At 51.5% G+C, this 17662-nt stretch carries 16 protein-coding genes; 11 read left to right on the forward strand and 5 right to left on the reverse strand.

The window, feature by feature from the left end:
• Positions 1 to 19: 19 nt before the first annotated feature.
• The gene (locus IPH19_00710; GenBank protein ID QQR60972.1) at positions 20 to 2428 is read right to left on the reverse strand and encodes a hypothetical protein; all 2409 of its coding nucleotides are present in this window, start codon (positions 2426 to 2428) and stop codon (positions 20 to 22) included.
• 80 nt (positions 2429 to 2508) lie between these two features.
• Here IPH19_00710 and IPH19_00715 point away from each other — a divergent pair, with 80 nt between their 5' ends.
• The gene (locus IPH19_00715) at positions 2509 to 3060 is read left to right on the forward strand and encodes a histidine phosphatase family protein (protein QQR60973.1); all 552 of its coding nucleotides are present in this window, start codon (positions 2509 to 2511) and stop codon (positions 3058 to 3060) included.
• A gap of 39 nt (positions 3061 to 3099) precedes the next feature.
• On the opposite strand, the gene IPH19_00720 is transcribed toward IPH19_00715, so the two are convergent.
• The 4 genes from IPH19_00720 to IPH19_00735 form a co-directional block, all read right to left on the reverse strand.
• Entirely contained in the window at positions 3100 to 3801 is a 702-nt protein-coding gene (locus IPH19_00720) for an ATP-dependent Clp protease ATP-binding subunit (protein ID QQR60974.1), read from the reverse strand.
• Positions 3701 to 5620 (reverse strand): ATP-dependent Clp protease ATP-binding subunit, encoded by a 1920-nt coding sequence (locus tag IPH19_00725; protein ID QQR60975.1) that lies wholly within the window; start codon positions 5618 to 5620, stop codon positions 3701 to 3703. The genes IPH19_00720 and IPH19_00725 overlap by 101 nt, the downstream gene beginning before the upstream one ends.
• Before the next feature lie 4 nt (positions 5621 to 5624).
• Entirely contained in the window at positions 5625 to 6512 is an 888-nt protein-coding gene (locus IPH19_00730; protein QQR60976.1) for a M48 family metalloprotease, read from the reverse strand.
• 105 nt (positions 6513 to 6617) lie between these two features.
• The gene (locus tag IPH19_00735; protein ID QQR60977.1) at positions 6618 to 7169 is read right to left on the reverse strand and encodes a LemA family protein; all 552 of its coding nucleotides are present in this window, start codon (positions 7167 to 7169) and stop codon (positions 6618 to 6620) included.
• 130 nt (positions 7170 to 7299) lie between these two features.
• Between IPH19_00735 and IPH19_00740 the strand changes: the two genes are divergently transcribed.
• From IPH19_00740 to dnaE, 10 genes are all read left to right on the forward strand, one after another.
• The gene (locus IPH19_00740) at positions 7300 to 8667 is read left to right on the forward strand and encodes a phosphomannomutase/phosphoglucomutase (protein QQR60978.1); all 1368 of its coding nucleotides are present in this window, start codon (positions 7300 to 7302) and stop codon (positions 8665 to 8667) included.
• Positions 8640 to 9398: a glutamate racemase gene (gene murI / locus IPH19_00745; protein QQR60979.1), complete on the forward strand. Its 759-nt coding sequence runs from the start codon at positions 8640 to 8642 to the stop codon at positions 9396 to 9398. The genes IPH19_00740 and murI overlap by 28 nt, the downstream gene beginning before the upstream one ends.
• A gap of 452 nt (positions 9399 to 9850) precedes the next feature.
• On the forward strand, positions 9851 to 10447 hold the full coding sequence (locus IPH19_00750) for a site-2 protease family protein (protein QQR60980.1): 597 nt from the start codon (positions 9851 to 9853) through the stop codon (positions 10445 to 10447).
• A gap of 7 nt (positions 10448 to 10454) precedes the next feature.
• Complete coding sequence (locus tag IPH19_00755; GenBank protein QQR60981.1) at positions 10455 to 11015, forward strand: site-2 protease family protein; 561 nt, start codon at positions 10455 to 10457, stop codon at positions 11013 to 11015.
• A gap of 10 nt (positions 11016 to 11025) precedes the next feature.
• Complete coding sequence (pheS, locus tag IPH19_00760) at positions 11026 to 12060, forward strand: phenylalanine--tRNA ligase subunit alpha (GenBank protein ID QQR60982.1); 1035 nt, start codon at positions 11026 to 11028, stop codon at positions 12058 to 12060.
• Positions 12061 to 12079: 19 nt separating this feature from the next.
• The gene (locus IPH19_00765) at positions 12080 to 12517 is read left to right on the forward strand and encodes a hypothetical protein (GenBank protein ID QQR60983.1); all 438 of its coding nucleotides are present in this window, start codon (positions 12080 to 12082) and stop codon (positions 12515 to 12517) included.
• 35 nt (positions 12518 to 12552) lie between these two features.
• Positions 12553 to 14952, forward strand: coding sequence for a phenylalanine--tRNA ligase subunit beta (locus IPH19_00770; GenBank protein QQR60984.1), 2400 nt, complete (start codon positions 12553 to 12555; stop codon positions 14950 to 14952).
• 11 nt (positions 14953 to 14963) lie between these two features.
• Positions 14964 to 15515, forward strand: coding sequence for a hypothetical protein (locus IPH19_00775; protein ID QQR60985.1), 552 nt, complete (start codon positions 14964 to 14966; stop codon positions 15513 to 15515).
• A 27-nt stretch (positions 15516 to 15542) separates the two neighbouring features.
• Positions 15543 to 15884: a hypothetical protein gene (locus IPH19_00780; GenBank protein ID QQR60986.1), complete on the forward strand. Its 342-nt coding sequence runs from the start codon at positions 15543 to 15545 to the stop codon at positions 15882 to 15884.
• A 99-nt stretch (positions 15885 to 15983) separates the two neighbouring features.
• Positions 15984 to 17657, forward strand: coding sequence for a DNA polymerase III subunit alpha (gene dnaE, locus IPH19_00785; GenBank protein ID QQR60987.1), 1674 nt, complete (start codon positions 15984 to 15986; stop codon positions 17655 to 17657).
• Positions 17658 to 17662 lie beyond the last annotated feature (5 nt).

Raw genomic sequence — 17662 nt, forward strand, 5'->3', positions numbered from 1 at the left:
AGCACGAATGGGCTTTGGATCAGAACAAATCGATCAGTTCAGATAAGCCAAAGGATACACTCGAAACAGCCCCTGTAACCGAGGCAATAAATATAATCACTCCCATGATCGCCGAAAGAACGGCTAAGCAGACCAGAATATCGAAACAAAGGATAACGCCGCACTCATAGGGATATCCGGCGCGTGGCGTAAACGGTAGGTCTCTTTTAAAAACCGTGAGTATGAGTCGGATATTCAAGTGCGCGACCGTGAGCAAAATACCAACAACATCCGCCGCACCGTGAACGGTGTCGAATGCGTCAACGAGGTTAGAAAACGTCTTTTTTGCCGTTTGAATTTTTTGCTTCTGACTCTCTGCTTGGTCAGCAGCGATTTGGCCGTTTTTCTGATTCTGCTGTTGTTGACCCTGCCGTTGGATGGCCTGAGCCGTGGCTTGCTGCAAAGCTGCGGCACGGGCTATTTCCTGTTGAGAGGGGCCCACGGGCGGACGAGGCCGCTCGGCTGGTGTCGAGATTGTTGCAGACTCACTTGAAGGCCTGTTTTCGATACCGGAATCAAAGCGCTCTGTCTGACGCGGCTCAGTCGACAAACTCTGATTGATCTCCGACATTCGTGAACGACCTTCTTCTTCACGAGCGCCGTAGATGTCAGCTGGCTCGTCTTCTTCATCATCAGCACCGGCGGCGTAGGTCTGGGTTTGGGCTTGCGGCGTGTCGAGTGGTCCGGAAAAGGGCGCAAGTCCTCCTTCTGTGGCAAGCGCTTCTTCAGACGAGTCGCTGAGCGTGCTGTCTTCATAAGCCTGTTGACCAGCGCCGCGATCATAGGCTTGATCGGCGTTGAAATCAGCTGCACGACGAGCTTGGCCGCCAAGCGTCGACAAGCTTCCGCCAAGCGGGCGGAGCGGTTTTGGCGAGCGAATGGCCGGATTTGCCGCGGATGCGGTTGGACGAGTCGGGATTCCGGGAGCGTAGGCTCTCGGTCGAGCAACTCTTGGGGGAGTAGGGAGCGCGGCTGAAGCGGCAGCGGCACCGCCTTGTTGCATTCGCGGAGCAACAGATGGCAGCCTCGGCAATAAACGCTGAACCGCAAGAACTTTTGCTTCTGGAATTTCACCGCTCTTATCAGGGACAAGTTCTTCGACGGCTTTTACAATCAATGCTGCCTTATTGTTTTCGTTAATGGCCGTGACTTGAATGTCGGTTTGCTGATCGAGCAAGGATCGGCGCTCGCTTTGCGCCTGAACCATCTGCTGCTCGTAGACTACGGCCTGACCGCCATCGCCACCTGCCAACGATTGACGAGATCGCTGCTGTAAATCGTTAATGCGATTGGAGACGTCGGAAATCTGATTAGATAATTCCTGGATTTGGTTTTGACGATTCGCCGCAGAATTTGCGTAAGTCGCCAATACATTTTGTGCAGCCGCGATGGCAGCGTTTGCTCCGGTATTTGTCGCCGGAATTGTTGCGGCGACGGCAGCTACAGCGGCGACGGCTCCCTGCGCGACTGCGCCCGATGCAGCACGGGACTGTTGAAGCGCCTCGCGCGTTGCACGAATTGAGGTCTGCGATGAGGAGGGGATGGTCGCTGTCGTTTCAATCGTGGCCTCGACATCCAGCGGAGCGGTAACCGCCGGAATCGCAACATCAACATCGGTTAGGGCGATGGATTGGCCACTCGATGATAGGTACTCGATTTGCGAAGGCTGTATGGACGAAAGCGTCGTTTCCAGCTGACGCAACACTTTTCCATCCGTATCGACGGACAAAGAAACCGTACGCTGACCAGGCGGATCCTGAATCGTAATACGACCCTGCTCAAACGCGCGCTGAATTTGAGCGGTTTTATCTTGATCGATTTCTCCGCCTTGATCCTGAATGATGCGCGGCTCTTTTGAAGCGGATCTTGATCTTGCGCGAGAGGTAGATGGGGTCGCGAGAGGATTTCTTGAAAGATTCTGCGTGCTGCGCAGCATCTCCCCGGATTTCATCCAGCGAGGACCCTCGGCGTCGCTAACGAGAACTTCATCGCTCTGTGCATCGTAGCCGATGACTTGAGCGGATTTTCCATCGAGAGCAACACTTTTACCAAAGTAGCCGCTTACGGCTTTGGAAAGATTCTTTTTGGTTTTGCGACCGGAAGCCAAATCACTTTCACGCTGGGCATCGAGAAGCGTTTTATATTGCTCGTAGGGGATTTGGATGTTTTCAACGGTATCGCCGGATCGACGGACAGCACGGACGGTATTTCGCAAGCTGTCGTAGCCGATAATGGTGACGTTGCGCGTGGCTTTTGGACCAACGGTTAAAAACGTCCCAAAAGAGACGTCCTTACCGGGTTGGTCTGCCTCTGATGAATCATCGCTTTGCGGCGTTTCATCGATTGGCTCCTCATCCGGAAGCGGCTGTACTTCTGCAGCATCCGCCATGTGCGGATTCTATCACGGGCGGGGGACATTGACATTTCGGGTTTCTCATGACAGTTTCCTTTGGCACATTTGGAGGCGATATGAAGACGCTCATACTTGTCCGACACTGTCAGAGCGACTGGAACGCAATCAAGCGTCTAAGCGGCCAGGACGACACGGCGCGACTAAACGAGGAGGGGAAAGGTCAGGCTATCAAGCTCGGGATGCAGTTGCTTGCAGCCACGTCGGAGTTCTCACACATTGTGTGTTCGGATCTCGAGCGTGCGCAGCAGACAGCGCATTTTCTCCGTGAAGCACTCAATGTACCGATCCTGACCGAACCCCGCTTCCGCGAGGTCCATCTCGGCAGTCTTGACGGCAAGACTCGCGAAGAGATTCTGTCGACAGATCGAGGCAGAGAGTTGCTCGACTCGCTACATAGGGCGTATGACTTCCGCGAATTCGGCGGCGAGTGTAGCGACACGGTGCTGGATCGGCACCTGAAAGCTGTCGAGGAGGCGCTAAAAAGCTGTCCGGATGGCTGCACAATGGTTGTGGTCGGACATGGCAGCTCGCTGCGGACACTGCTCCGACACTATCACCCCGATCGCGATCTACACGCACAAGGCGGTTACGACTCCGTTCTCATCTGAATAAGCCCGGTCCGATATATTTCGGACCGGGCTTGCTCGTTACGATACTTTTATTGTGTTCTTGGTTACCTTCAACGTTCCTTTTTTCTTGTTTGGATGCTCGATCAGCATTTCCGACAAAAGCGACATCACTTCACGCTCGACGATGCGCCGTGCGGCTCGAGCTCCTTCATCAGTCGAGAATTCGCGCTTCATGAGCCAGTCGAGGACGTCGTTGCCAGCGGAAAGCGCGACATCCTGAGCCTCTTTCACACGGCTCAAAATAATATCCAGTTCGCGTCGGACAATATTGCGCAAGGTTTCCGACTCAAGCGGTTTGAAGACAACGATGCGATCGAGACGATTCAAAAGCTCGGGGCGGAATCGCTCTTTGAGCTGGGTGCGGACGAGGGATTCAAATCCGTCGGTAGAATCGCCAAAGCCGAGGGAAGAACGATTTAAATACTCTGCGCCGACATTGGAAGTGAGCACGATGTAGGCATGGCGGAAGGGGATATGGCGGCCTGTTCCGTCCGTGATTTTTCCATCTTCAAGCGCCTGCAAGAGCAGATGCTGGACATCAGGATGAGCTTTTTCGAATTCATCGAACAAGAGAACCGCGTGCGGATGTTTGCGGATCGTATCGGCGAGGCGGTTGCCTTCACGGAAGCCAACATAACCAGCCGGAGAACCGAGTAACTTGGAAACAGAGTGACCTTCTGCAAATTCCGACATGTCGAGCTTCACTAAGGGCGTCTTCACGGCCAAACAACTCATGCGCGAGCGCTTTTGCGAGTTCGGTCTTACCGGTTCCGGAAGGACCGACGAACAAGAAGCTGGCACGCGGACGTTTTGGATCACTCAAACCGAGACGGGATTTGCGTACCGTTTCAGCCACTTCTTTTACAACATGATTCTGGCCAAAGATTTTTTTGGCGAGATTACCTTCCATTCCGCGCAGCTGCTCGCGCTCGGCCTTGATGACTGATTCGTATGGAACGCGGGCAAGACGAGCAACGATACGCGCTACGTGCTCAACGGTTACAGTCGGACGATCTTGTTTGCGCGTTTCTGCCATCGATTTTTCAATACGGCGCTTTTCTGCAAGCAAGCGCTCTTCATTCTCAAGCGCTTGGGAAGCATCCGGCAGAGAACCGTCGACAACGGCTGCTTCTTTGGATTCGCGAAGGACATCGAGGGCGATTTCCAATGCGCGAAGACGCTCAACGGATTCACGCGAGCGGCGGCGGGCATTTACGTAAGCGGCGGCTTCATCAAGAACATCGATAGCCTTGTCCGGGAAAAATCGATCTGTGAGATAACGCTCTGATAAACGGATGGCAGCTTCAAGGGCATCCGGCGCATAACGGACGCCATGATGCTCTTCATAACGTGTTTTCAGGCCTTGGAGCATCTTCCCTGCGAGTTCTGCTGTCGGTTCCGGGACATCGACGGGCTGGAAGCGGCGCTCAAGTGCCGCGTCTGGTTCCAAGTGCTTTTTGAATTCATTCCAGGTTGTTGCACCGATACAGCGGATCTCCCCACGAGCCAATGCAGGCTTTAGGATATTGGCCGCATCGAGAGAACCTGACGTTGATCCGGCACCAACTAGATTGTGGATTTCATCGATAAAAAGAATCGCTGTCGGATCAAGGCGCACTTCCTCAACAAGCTGCTTTAAGCGGGCTTCAAATTCACCACGATACATCGTACCGGCAACCATGAGAGCAAGGTCGATGGCGTAGACACGCTTACCCTGCAGAACATCCGGAACATCACCAGCTGCCAGGCGCTGTGCCAAGCCTTCGACAATCGCGGTCTTACCGACACCCGGCTCGCCGAGTAATATCGGATTATTTTTGGTGCGGCGGCAGAGAATTTCAATCACGCGGTCAGTTTCTGCATCGCGGCCGATCACAGGATCGAGATTTGCGACTGTGTCCGGAGCCGTGAGTTCCCGTGCAAAGATTTCAACCGCACGCGGACGTTTGTCGCGTGCGACGCGTCCATGCTGCGGTTGATTTGGAGCAGCATTCGGTGCCGAGTGAGCCGGAGGCGCCACCTCTGGATTCTCCCCAGAAGGGGGGAGACTCCCAACTTCTTCACGAGCAAGGAGGTCGGGGAAGCGCGAGGTGTTGCGCAAAATATGCACGAGCTGCTCTTTAGCCAAATCCAAATTCATGCCATGCGATTCTAAAAACGTATGGACATCCGGAAGTGAGCTTTCGAGAAGCGACAAGAGAAGATGCTCGGTACCGACATAGCGATGCTCGTGGACATGTGCCATCAGAACACATTTCTCCAGAATGCGGCGGACCGCAGGGGAAAGATCAGGAGCAATCGGACTACCTGGCTCATGCGGCTTTGGAAAGCCACGGAAGGCGGACTCGGCCTTCTTGGCGTCGACATTTGATTTATTCAAAAGTTCGGCAGCAATGGAACCATGCTGCTGGAGCAAGCCGACTAAAAGATCACCCGGGTCGACGGCGTCGCGACCGCTGCCGATCGCAAACGCGAGCGCGTGCTGTAATGCCTCGCGCAGATGTCCCGTAAAACGGGAGAGAAATTCATTGCCGAGCATAGGTTTAGCGGGCGTCCGCCATTAAACGCAGGCGGTTGATGCGGTCTTCAACAGGAGGATGGGTCGAAAATAGGGAAGCGAAGCGCTGGCGGGAACCGTAGGGATTTGCGATCCAGAGATGCGCTGTCGCATGGGAAGCGCGCTGCATTGGCTGGCTGTGAGCGGCAATTTTCTCGAGAGCGCGTGCGAGGCCTTCGGGATAGCGGGTGAGTAGGGCGCCGGAAGCGTCTGCCAAATATTCGCGCGAACGGCTGACGGCGAGTTTGATGATTTCTCCGATAATCGGCGACAAAATAAGAAAGGCGATACCAACGATAGCGAGAATTCCGCCTCCGCTATCGCGATTGCCGCGTCGACCAAGAAAACCAAAACGGAAGAATGAGTCGCCAAGAATCGTGAGCGCGCCAACGAGCACAGCAACAAGCATCATGAAACGCATGTCATAATTTTTTACATGCGAGAGTTCATGCGCTAACACGCCTTCCAGTTCTTCATTCTCGAGTAACGCGACAATACCTGTCGTCACGGCAACCGAGGCACGAGCCGGATCACGACCCGTGGCAAAGGCATTCGGCGATGGGTCATCGACGATGTAGAGCGCTGGCATTGGAACGCCGGCGGTGATTGAGAGGTTCTCCACCATGTTCCAGAGATACGTGTTTTGGTCGCGCGATTCAATGCGCTTGGCACCGGTCGATGCGAGAACGATTTTATCTCCCCAAAACCACGAGATCGCGGTCATGCCGAGGGAAACGATCAGCGCAAAACCTAGTCCGAAATATCCGGAGCCATTGAGATAGCCAAAAATGTAGCCTGCCGCCGCCAGGATTCCGATAAATACTGCGACGAGAAGGAAGCTTTTACGGCGATTGGAAGCGATGTGGGAGTACATTGAATGATTGTCATTGCGAGGAGTCCGACGACGAAGCAATCTTGATCGATCGGGCTCAGGCTCAAGATCGCTTCGTCACTGCTGTTCCTCGCAATGACAGAAGGGTTAAAACTTCACCTCAGGAACATTGCGCTCCGCTTCATTACCAATTTCGAAAAACTCACGCTTGATAAAGCCAAGCATGCCGGCGATCATGTTGGTTGGGAAAACCTGAAGTTTGGTGTTGAAGTCGCGGACATTGCCGTTGTAGAAGCGGCGGGAAGCCTGAACTTTGTTTTCCGTGTCGGAAAGTTCGTCCTGCAATTTCAAGAAGTTGGTGTTGGCTTTCAAGTCCGGATAAGCCTCGGAGAGAGCAAAGATCGACTTAAGCGTGCTTGAGAGGGCGTTTTCTGCAACAGCTTTGTCATGCGGACCCTGGGCTGACATGGCTGAATTGCGTGCTTGAATGACTTTTTCAAGCGTTCCGGATTCGTGCGTGGCGTAGCCCTTTACCGTAGCGACGAGGTTCGGAATCAAGTCGTAGCGGCGCTTCAACTGGACATCGATATCCGACCACGCTTCATCAACCTGGTTCTTGAGCGTAATAAGACCGTTATAAGTCGCGATGAGCCAGGCAGCAACAACGGCGATAATGACCAAGAGTATCAACAGATACATAGAAAAATGTCGATTGTTAAGCGGAATTATTTGCCCTTTTGGGCCTAGGTAAAGCATATCAGATGCTGAGGTTCGGTCAATTTCCTTGGTTTGACCGTTCTCGACGCTCGTCGCATGCTGTAGCTCATCTATGAATGCGACGATTTTCAAAGCCTATGATATTCGCGGCCTCTCACCAGGAGAATTGGGTCCGGCAGAGGCTGGACGCATTGGGGCGGCTTTAGCACGCATCCATCGACCTAAGACCGTCGTGGTTGGACATGACATGCGCATAACCTCGCCGGAACTTGAAGAAACGCTCATACAAGGACTGAATGCGCAGGGCGTGAATGTCGTACGTATCGGACTTTGTACAACGCCGATGTTTAATTTTGCGGTCGCAGAATCCAACGGCGAATATGATATGGGTGTCATGGTTACTGCATCACACAATCCGGCGAAATATAATGGATTAAAAATCACAAAAGGCGATAACACGGCGATTGGGCAGGGGAGCGGCATGGAGGAATTGCGCGATCTCGCTTGTGGAGGTGAGCCGATTCCACAATCGAACATGCGCGGGACTGTCGAGAATGATGACGATCTGCTTGAGCGATACATCGAGGCGATCTGGTCGCGAAGCAAACTCGAGGGTGATTTATCGAGCTGGAAAATTGCGATCGATGCGGGGAATGGGATGGAGGGGTTGGTGCTGCCAAAGCTATCGAAGAAACTTGGCGCCGATGTTCATGAACTGTATTGGAAGCTTGATGGAAATTTTCCCAATCATGAAGCAAATCCGGTGAAGATCGAGACTCTCGCTGACTTACAGGATGAAGTGAAGTCCAAAGGTTGCGTGTTAGGAGCGGCGTTTGATGGTGATGGCGATCGTGTTGGTTTTGTTGATGAGAAAGGCGAGGCGATTCCTGGAGATATTCTGACCGCGCTTTTTGCGAAAGCCATTCTCTCTGAACAAAAGGGCGCAAAGGTTTTATATGACTTGCGATCGTCTAAGAGCGTCAAAGAAGTGATCGAAGAAGCGGGGGGAACGGCGGAAATGTGCAAAGTCGGTCACGCGGGCATCAAACGACAGATGCGTGAGACGGGTGCGGTGTTTGCAGGCGAACTCTCGATGCATTTTTACTTTGCGGAGTTTGCAAATTGTGAAGCTTCCGACTATGCGATGTTACTTCTCATCCGCCTGATGCTGCGCGAGGGAAAGCCGTTGTCGGAAATCTGGAAACCGCTCGTGCGTTATGCGCATTCGGGCGAAATTAATTTCACGGTGAGCGACAGCAAAGCCGCGCTCGAAAAAGTCGCCTCACACTACACGCCTCACGCTACAAGTGTTTCCCATCTCGACGGCGTGCGCATCGACATGGGGGATTGGTGGTTTTCGTTGAGGGCGTCAAATACGGAGCCGTTGATTCGGTTGAATCTTGAGGCGAACACAAAAGAGATAATGGATAATAAACTTATTGAACTACGAACATGCTTGGCATCTTTGATTCAGGCGTAGGAGGCCTAACGGTTGTAAAAGAGTTACTGCGCAGGCATCCGTCTGCGGGGTTTGTGTATCTTGGCGATACGGCGCGTACTCCATACGGAAACAAGTCTGCGGAGATGATTCAACGGTATGCCATTGAGGATGCGCGGTTTTTGGTAGGAAAAGGGGCGACGACGATTCTTGTCGCCTGTAACTCGGTGAGCGCGGTTGCGATGAATGAGCTTAAAAGCGAGTTTCCGAGTATCAAGTTCTTTGAGGTGATCACACCGGCGGTTTTGTCTGCTTCCGGGAAAAAGATCGGTGTGATTGGCACACGAGCAACAATTGGATCGGGAGTTTATGAACGCCGCTTAAAGGAACGCGATTCTAACATCGAGGTTATTTCACAAGCGTGTCCGTTGTTTGTGCCGCTTGTAGAAGAGAATTGGATCAATAAACCGGAGTCAAAACGTATTGCTCGAACGTATCTGGAGCCGATCCGACGGGAGCAAGTCGACTCGCTGATTCTTGGTTGTACGCATTATCCTTTGCTCGCCGAGGTGATCCGTGCGTCGTTGCAGAAACGCGTAAAGATCATTGACTCACCGGCGGCATTAGTCGACGTGGTTGAGAAGGAAGCGGGGAGCGAGATCGTCAATGGAGCACAGGAATATTATTTTACGGATCCGTCAAAATCTACGGACGCGATTGCTACACGGTGGCTCGGAAAAACCGTGAAGGGATTAAGCGCGAATCTTTTATAGAAAAAGAAAAGCGCCCCGACGAAGTCTTGAAGACTTGTCGGGGCGCGAAGAGTAGCGATTCTTCGGATACGGTCATGCGGTTGGCGCTTCATGCGAGGGACTTCACGCACGTGGATCTCGCCTTTTTTCCGACGGGGGATTGCCGAATTTCGGATGATCCTTTCATCAGACCTTACTAGCATGGCTCGTGATCGCATCACTCGAGCAACCGGGGGAGGGTCGCGAGCGTCGCTGATCTTGGTCCATGCGTTCAGCCCTGAATCCAGAACGGTCCTTGATCCGGCATGGGGGTCCCCTCGAGGGGTTATGAGCCCAATCTCGACTTTATTCCCCATTTAACCGGCCAACACAGGAGGTGATCCTGATTTGGCTTTTCCCGTCTGCTGCACAAACGTATCCGAAGAACCAATATCGAGTTTACACAAAGCGTGAAAACCGTCAAGATATGACCCATGCTTCAAGTCCTCATCTTCTTGCTGGTTTTATCGGTACTCGTCCTTGTCCACGAGGCCGGACATTACATCGCCGCTCGCATTTTTGGGGTAAAAGCCGAGGAATTTGGTTATGGATTCCCTCCGCGCGCCATCGGTTTTGTCAAAACCGATAAAGGATGGAAGAAGGTAGCCGGCCGCGATCGATCTAGTTATAAAAACACGGTTTGGTCCCTTAACTGGCTGCCTTTGGGAGGTTTTGTGCGCTTGAAAGGCGAGGCTGGCGAGGGGACAGGAGACGCTGATTCATTTTTGACAAAGAAGGGCTGGCAGAAATTTATCATTCTGGCGGCTGGTGTTTGTATGAACTGGGTTTTAGCCATGTTCATTTTTACCATCGGCTTTGCTGTTGGCGTACCGGCCGAGGTTGATGCATTGCCACCTTCCGCGATTGTCAGCAATCAACATATTGAAATTGTCGAAGTTGTCTCCAAGAGTGCAGCTCAGAATGCCGGGCTTCAACAGGGCGACCAGATCGTCACGATTAATGGACAGGTTCCGAATAACGCAGAAGCTTCACGCGCGATACTGGCCGATCAAACGGAAAAAGGGTTTTGAATTAACATTGGAAATCAAACGCGATGGGACAATGCAGACGATTCAAGCCAAGCCTGAGTTTTTGGACGCGCTAGGAAAACCGGGTCTAGGAGTCGCGATTGCGAATATCGGGACGGTGCGTTTCCCATTACATCTTGCTGTTGTGCAAGGCGTGACTGTAACGGCGCAGTATACGTGGCTCATTATTAATGGATTCTTTAGCTTGATCGGATCTCTCTTTGGCGATCGCAAGCTTGCTGGTGAAGTTTCAGGTCCGATTGGCATTGCTGTATTAACAGGACATGTTGCGAGCCAGGGTTTTTGGGCACTGATGCAGTTTGCTGCATTGTTGTCGCTCAACTTAGCCGTCATTAACTTTTTGCCGATTCCAGCGCTGGATGGTGGACGTGCGCTTTTCGTCGTGGTGGAATCGTTACGACGGAAACGCAATAACCCGCGCTTTGAAGCAGCGATTCATCAGGCCGGATTTGTGGCGTTGATCATTCTTATCCTACTCGTCACCGCACAAGACATTGGTCGATACGGCGGCACGATCTGGAATGGCCTGAAGGGTATCATCGGTCTCTAATCTCAATCATATGGATCTCGAACCAACACTCCGTGCGATCGGCAATCAGGCGCGTGAAGCGATCGAATCGGCAAAGACACTTGAGCAGCTCGAGGAAATCGAGGTGCGTTTTCTTGGACGCAAAGGCGAGCTTGCCGGTCTCATGAAAGAGATGGCGAGCGTATCGGCCGAGGATCGTCCAAAGATCGGCGCTTTTGCTAATGAAGTGAAGATGGATATTGAAAAAGCGATGAATGAGAAACGCGCATCGCTTGGCAGCGCCGCTATCAATCAGAAACTTTCCAGCGAGCAGGAAGATGTGACGGAGCCTGGCACAAGACCGCCGGAAGGACATTTGCATATTGTCACACAAGCGATCCGTGAATTTACGGAAATTTTTGAACGCGCTGGTTTTCAGCGCGTGCGTCCGCCAGAAGTTGATTGGGATTGGTTTGCGTTTGAATCACTCAACATGCCAAAGGAGCACCCGGCACGCGATGATTGGGAGACATTTTTCATGAATGCGCCGATGAGCGACAAGAAACATGAAGGACGCATGCTACTCACGCCGCATACGACTAATGGAACGGCGCATCTCTTAAAAGACCAGACGCCGCCGATCCGAGCCGTCAGCATCGGTAAGACGTATCGCCGACAAATCGACCTGACACATTTACCGATGTTTCATCAGTTTGATGGCGTGTATGTCGACAAGGGAGTGAACCTGACGCATTTGCTCGGTATTATCGAGTACTTTGTTAAAGAGTTTTTTGGACCAGATCGTAAGGTGCGTATTCGTCCTTATCATTTCCGTTTTACGGAACCGTCATTTGAAATCGATATCTCGACAGACTCGCGCATGGGTAAAAATGGCTGGCTTGAACTTGGCGGCGCGGGAATGCTGCATCCAAACGTGATTAAAGCCGCCGGACTTGATCCGGAAGAGTATTCGGGCTTAGCTTTTGGTTGGGGAGTGGAGCGCACCTATATGATGAAAGAAGGCCTACAGCTGGATGATATTCGTACCTTGTATAAGAACGATTTGCGCTTTTTGCAGCAATTCTAATTCAGGTTAACGAAATTCTATGGATCTTCTTGAAAAGCAGCTTGCAGAAAAACAGACGACAACGGTACCGGTGCAGGCCGTGAAAAATGAAACGGCTGCTCTTGAACATGAGGTCGCGATGTTGAAGCAGCGTTTTAAGTGGGTCGCTGTCTTGTGGTGGATCTTGTTTATCATGATTGTGCTTGGAGCTTTTGCTCTCGTCTCGTGGAACATGTGGGACACTTGGAAACTGCGTGAAGAGTCGATGACGTATGGAGCGCGTGTCGAGAGACGCATCGACGAGACGGCCGTGAACTCGCAGCGTAATTTGCAGGATCGATCACTTACCGTTGAACAGCGCCTCGACAATTTGATGCGCGATTTCTCGGACTTGAAAGCGGAGATGAAGGCCCTTGAAATCAACTTTGAACGAGCGGAGCAGATCTGTACGAATGCTTGTAACGCAGCGCAGAAATAATCAATACATAAATCCAACGCAGCGCATCACTTCTTATGAACATCCTCGCATCGTACGACTGGCTGAAAGAATATGTCGATCTGGAAAAGATCGATCCGCAGTCTTTTGCGAGCCGTGTTTCATTGTCAGGACCCGGAGTCGAGCGACTCTATCCGCAAGGACAAGATCTCGATGGAATCGTGGTCGGACATGTGTTGGAAGTGAAGCCGCATCCCAATGCGGATAAGCTTCGTATCGCGAACGTTGATCTTGGCGCAAAGAAAGCGACGATTGTTTGTGGAGGATCGAATCTGGAAGTTGGACAGTGGGTTGCGGTGGCGAAGGTTGGATCCAAGGTGCGCTGGCATGGCGAGGGCGATCCGATTGAATTGAAGCCGATCGAGATCCGAGGCGAGAAGAGTGAAGGAATGATTTGTGCCGCAAATGAAATCGGTTTGTATGACGCGTTTCCGCATCAGGAGCGCGAGATTGTCGACCTTGGAAAGTCTTTACCGGAACTAAAAGTGAAAGCCGGTACCCCTCTGGCGGATGCGCTCGGACTTTCCGGCGACACGGTTTTGGATATTGAAATTACGACGAATCGTCCGGACGCAGCTGGAATGGTCGGTTTGGCGCGCGAGGCTGCATCGATTTTGAAACGTAAGCTTTTGTGGAAGGCGGCAAAGATGCCGAAAGGGAAAACGATTTCATCGATCAAAGTGGCTGAAAAGAAATTGTGTCCGCGCTATATCGGCGTGCGTATTGATGGAGTGAATGTCGGAGCTTCACCTTGGTGGTTGAAGCGACGTTTGCTTTCAGCAGGATTACGTCCGATTAATGCCGTCGTCGATATCACAAATTTTGTGATGCTTGAGCTTGGACAACCGATGCATGCGTTTGATGCGGCCAAACTTTCCGCTGATACGATTGTTGTCCGATCGGCAAAGAAAGGGGAAAAGATGCAGGCACTTGATGGCAAGACCTATAATCTTGAGGATGGAATGCTTGTGATTGCGGATGCGGATAAGCCGCAAGCTGTTGCAGGTGTGATGGGATCGGAGACATCGGCTGTCACGAGCGGGACAACGTCGATTGTTTTGGAAGCGGCAACCTTTGATTCTGTTTCCGTGCGACGTACAGCGCGCAAACTCAATCTCTACTCGGATGCGCAGCTTCGTTTTGAGAAAGGTTTGTCGATGATGGCGCCGCCTGAGGCGATGGCACGTGCTGTTGAACTTGTGCTCGAACTTTGTGGCGGAAAGGTTATAGGCATGAATGATATTCAAGCGCATGCTTACAAAACACCGAGCTACTCGATTACGTTTGCCAAGATCGATGAGTTGATCGGCATCCCGATGAAGAAGACGGATTGTATCGATACGTTGAAGAGACTTGGATTTACGGTGAAGGCGGATGCGAAGAAGCTGACAGCAACCTCACCGTGGTGGCGCGACCATGATATTGAGAGCGGACGTGATCTCGTGGAGGAAATCGCTCGTGTTTATGGATATGCGAATCTTCCTGCGGTATTTCCGCCTGGAATTGTTCCGGAAGCACCTGTCCGGACATTGAGCTTGGAGGATCGAACAAAGGAGCTCGCGAAACAAGCGGGCTACACGGAAACCTTTACCTACTCGTTTACATCTCGGGAGACGCAGGAAATGGCCGGATATAATTCCATCAAAATGCTCGCGATTGCGAATCCGCTTTCGGCAGACTTTGAATTGATGCGCACCTCGCTCCTTCCGTCTCTCTTGCAGGTAGCGATGCAGAACCAAGAGCGTTTCCGAAATCAAAAATTGTTTGAGATTGCGAATGTCTACTATCCAAAAGGCAGCGGCTGGAAAACACTCCCCGATGAACAACCCGAGTTAGGCGCCCTCGTTTTGGGCGATGAGAATGCGTGGCGCGAGGCAAAAGGCTTGGCTGAACATGTGTTGAGCGGACTTGGAATTTCAGGCGTTACGTGGAAGCGTTTGGCGAGCGACTCGTTCTGGCATCCGGGAAGAACCGTTCAGGCCATGGCTGGGAACGAGCTTGTAGCAACCGTTGGCGAATTACATCCGTCTTTGGCAGAGAAATATAAGTTTGAAGGACGCGTGGCTTTGGTTGATTTACCGCTACGCCATGTCTTTCATCGTGCAACGGATGCGAAGCGTTATCAGCCGATTCCGGTTTATCCTGTTTCCAAACGTGACTTGGCGATTATCGTTGACCAGAATATTGAAGTTCAGGATGTGATCGCTACTCTTTCCAAGATTGATCGATTAGTTCGCCAAGTCACTTGGTTTGATACGTATAAGGGGAAGGGCGTGGCAACCGGAAAGAAGTCGCTCGCATTTCATATCGAGATCGGTGCGGATGATCGAACACTCGAGACGGCCGATGTCGATGCGGTGATGGAGCAGGTGATTGACGAAACGAAAAACCGCTTTGCCGCAGAAATCCGTTCATAATCATTTATCCTATGAATACGCCTCCAACAAATACCGCTGTCCCGCATAAAAATGGTGTCAAGAATTTTTCTCTTACTCCCGTGCAAGGTTGCGTTTTACTGATCGTCTTGGTTGTGGGGTTTGGTGGGATTATTTATTGGATCTCCAACATGTATCCGCGATCGTTTACAGGTACGGTGAAAACATCCATCGGAACCTTGGCGCCCTATGGCTGCCATTCAGAAGGATCCCAACTCGTTGTCCCGTTGCGGCCGGATCCGCAGCCTGATGGATTTAACGAGGAAAATCGCGCACTGCTCTTTAAGCACAACATCACAGAACGCTCGACGAATTCCGCGATACCCGCCAAAGTTGCCACCGTATCTTGGCGAGATCAGGATAAAAATGTGAGCCAAATCTCTTGTTCCAAGCTGGAAGATGTATTTACTGTTTTCCGCAAGCGCCGCGGCGGTCAACGTTTAACCCGCCAAGATTACTGGAGCGGTACGGTTCAAGCGACCTGTGAAGTCCCGGGAGTTGGATCCGTGGAAGTCGATCTCGATGTCGAGAACTGCGGTCGATAAGAGCCGTTCATGCTATACTTGGAACATATGTTCCTCGAAACCTCATCCGATTTGTTCCTGCTTGTTGGATCGATTTGTCTTTTGCTCGTTACCGGCTTTGTCTGCTGGCTTTTGTATGAGGCCGCGAGACTCTTACATCAGACCAACGAGCTCGTAGAAGAAACGCGCGAGAAAATCAACGCCGTCGAGCTGCTCGTAAAGACGGTGGGGGAGAAAATCATGAACTTGTCGCAGTACGCGGGAATCCTGGCAGAAGGCGGCAAGAAAATGATGGGTTACTTTGAACACAGGGGCGATGGCAATGAAAAACCGGCAAAACGCAAAAGAGGAAAAGAGCCGACATTGGATGAGATAGAGGAAGAGGAGTAGGAAGGTTGACGGAATGATTGACCCGCCCTCGCCGGCGGGTTAATTTTTGTCCCATCACGATCGTACGCAGGCTTTAAGCCGACAGTGTCGATCTCCATTATGTCCGATCAAGCTCCGACAATCGCCAAATCGCCGTTCGTGCATCTGCACGTACATTCGATGTACTCGCTGTATGACGCGATCGGAAGTCCGGATGATATTGTCGAGAGAGCAAAAGAACTTGGTTATGACGCGATCGCTTTGACCGATCATGCCGCTTTATATGGCGCCATCGAATTTTATGAAGCGGCGCACAAAGCGGGCATCAAACCGATTATCGGAATCGATGCGTATCTTGCGACGAACAAGCACACCGATAAACGTGCAGGTATCGACAACAGGACTTCACGCTTAGTTTTGCTGGTTGAAAATAATGAGGGTTATCAGAATCTTCTTAAACTTGTTTCTATTTCTTTTCTAGACGGTTTTTATTATAAGCCACGTTTAGATAAAGATTTGCTTCGAGAACATCGAGCTGGATTGATTGCGCTATCAGGCGGGCTGAAGGGCGATATTCCGCAGGCGCTACAAGCGCATGATATGGAGCGGGCAGAGAAGCTCGTAGCCGAGTATAAAGATATTTTTGGACCAGATCATTTTTTTCTGGAAGCTGTATGGCATCCGGAATCGCCGACACAGAACGATGTTAATGAATTGATGTTTGAGCTAGCCAAGAAAACGGATACAAAAATTGTTGCGGCCAAGAATGTTCATTATTTACACGAAGAGGATCGTGAAGCTCAGGACGTGCTGGTTTGTATTCATGATGGAAAAACCGTGGATGATCAGGCGCGTGCGTCGATGACGGGTATCGATCTTTCTCTGACAGCTATCGAACCGATGGTTGAGGCCTTTAAGGATCATCCTGAGGCGATTGAGAATACGCGCATCATCGCTGATCGCTGCGAGGTGAAGTTTGAATTGGGAACAAATCATCTTCCGCGCTTTGATTTGCCGGAAGGGGAGACGGAGATGGGGTATTTGCGAACGCTATGTGAGCGCGGACTTCTTGATCGATACTCTGAACCTGAGAAGCAGAAAGAGGCAAAAGAACGGCTTGATTTTGAATTGGCGACGATTGAGCGCATGGGATTTGCCGCTTACTTTTTAATCGTGTCCGATTATATTAATTGGGCCAAGGATCATGGCGTGATCGTGGGACCGGGTCGCGGATCGGCGGCCGGATCGATCGTGGCTTACTCGCTCAAAATCACCAACCTTGATCCGCTGCGCTACGGTTTGCTTTTTGAGCGTTTTCTCAATCCTGACCGTATCTCGATGCCGGATATCGATACGGACTTTGATGATGTGAAACGTAAGGACGTGATCCAGTACGTCATGGATAAGTACGGGCACAATCGTGTTGCGGGAATTATTACATTTGGAACGATGGCGGCGCGTGCTGCGGTACGCGATGTGGGCCGTGCTTTGGGCATGAGTTACGCGGATGTTGATCGTATTTCAAAAGTGATTCCGCCGCCGGTGCAGGGGAGACATATTCCGCTTGAAAAATCGAAAGAAGAATCGCCGGAGCTCAAGGCGATGTATTACAGCGACCCGCGTGTCAAACGCTTGGTTGATTTGGCGATTCGATTGGAAGGGACAACGCGCCACGCGTCGCAGCATGCATGTGGAATCGTGATTTCACCAAAAGCGCTGGTTGAGTTTGCGCCGCTGCAAAAAGCCCAAGGCGGCGATGTGGAACAAGTTGTCCAATATTCACTGCTTTTGTAGAAGTA

The organism is Candidatus Uhrbacteria bacterium (genome assembly GCA_016699205.1).
Taxonomy (GTDB): domain Bacteria; phylum Patescibacteriota; class Patescibacteriia; order 2-12-FULL-60-25; family 2-12-FULL-60-25; genus CAIXDN01.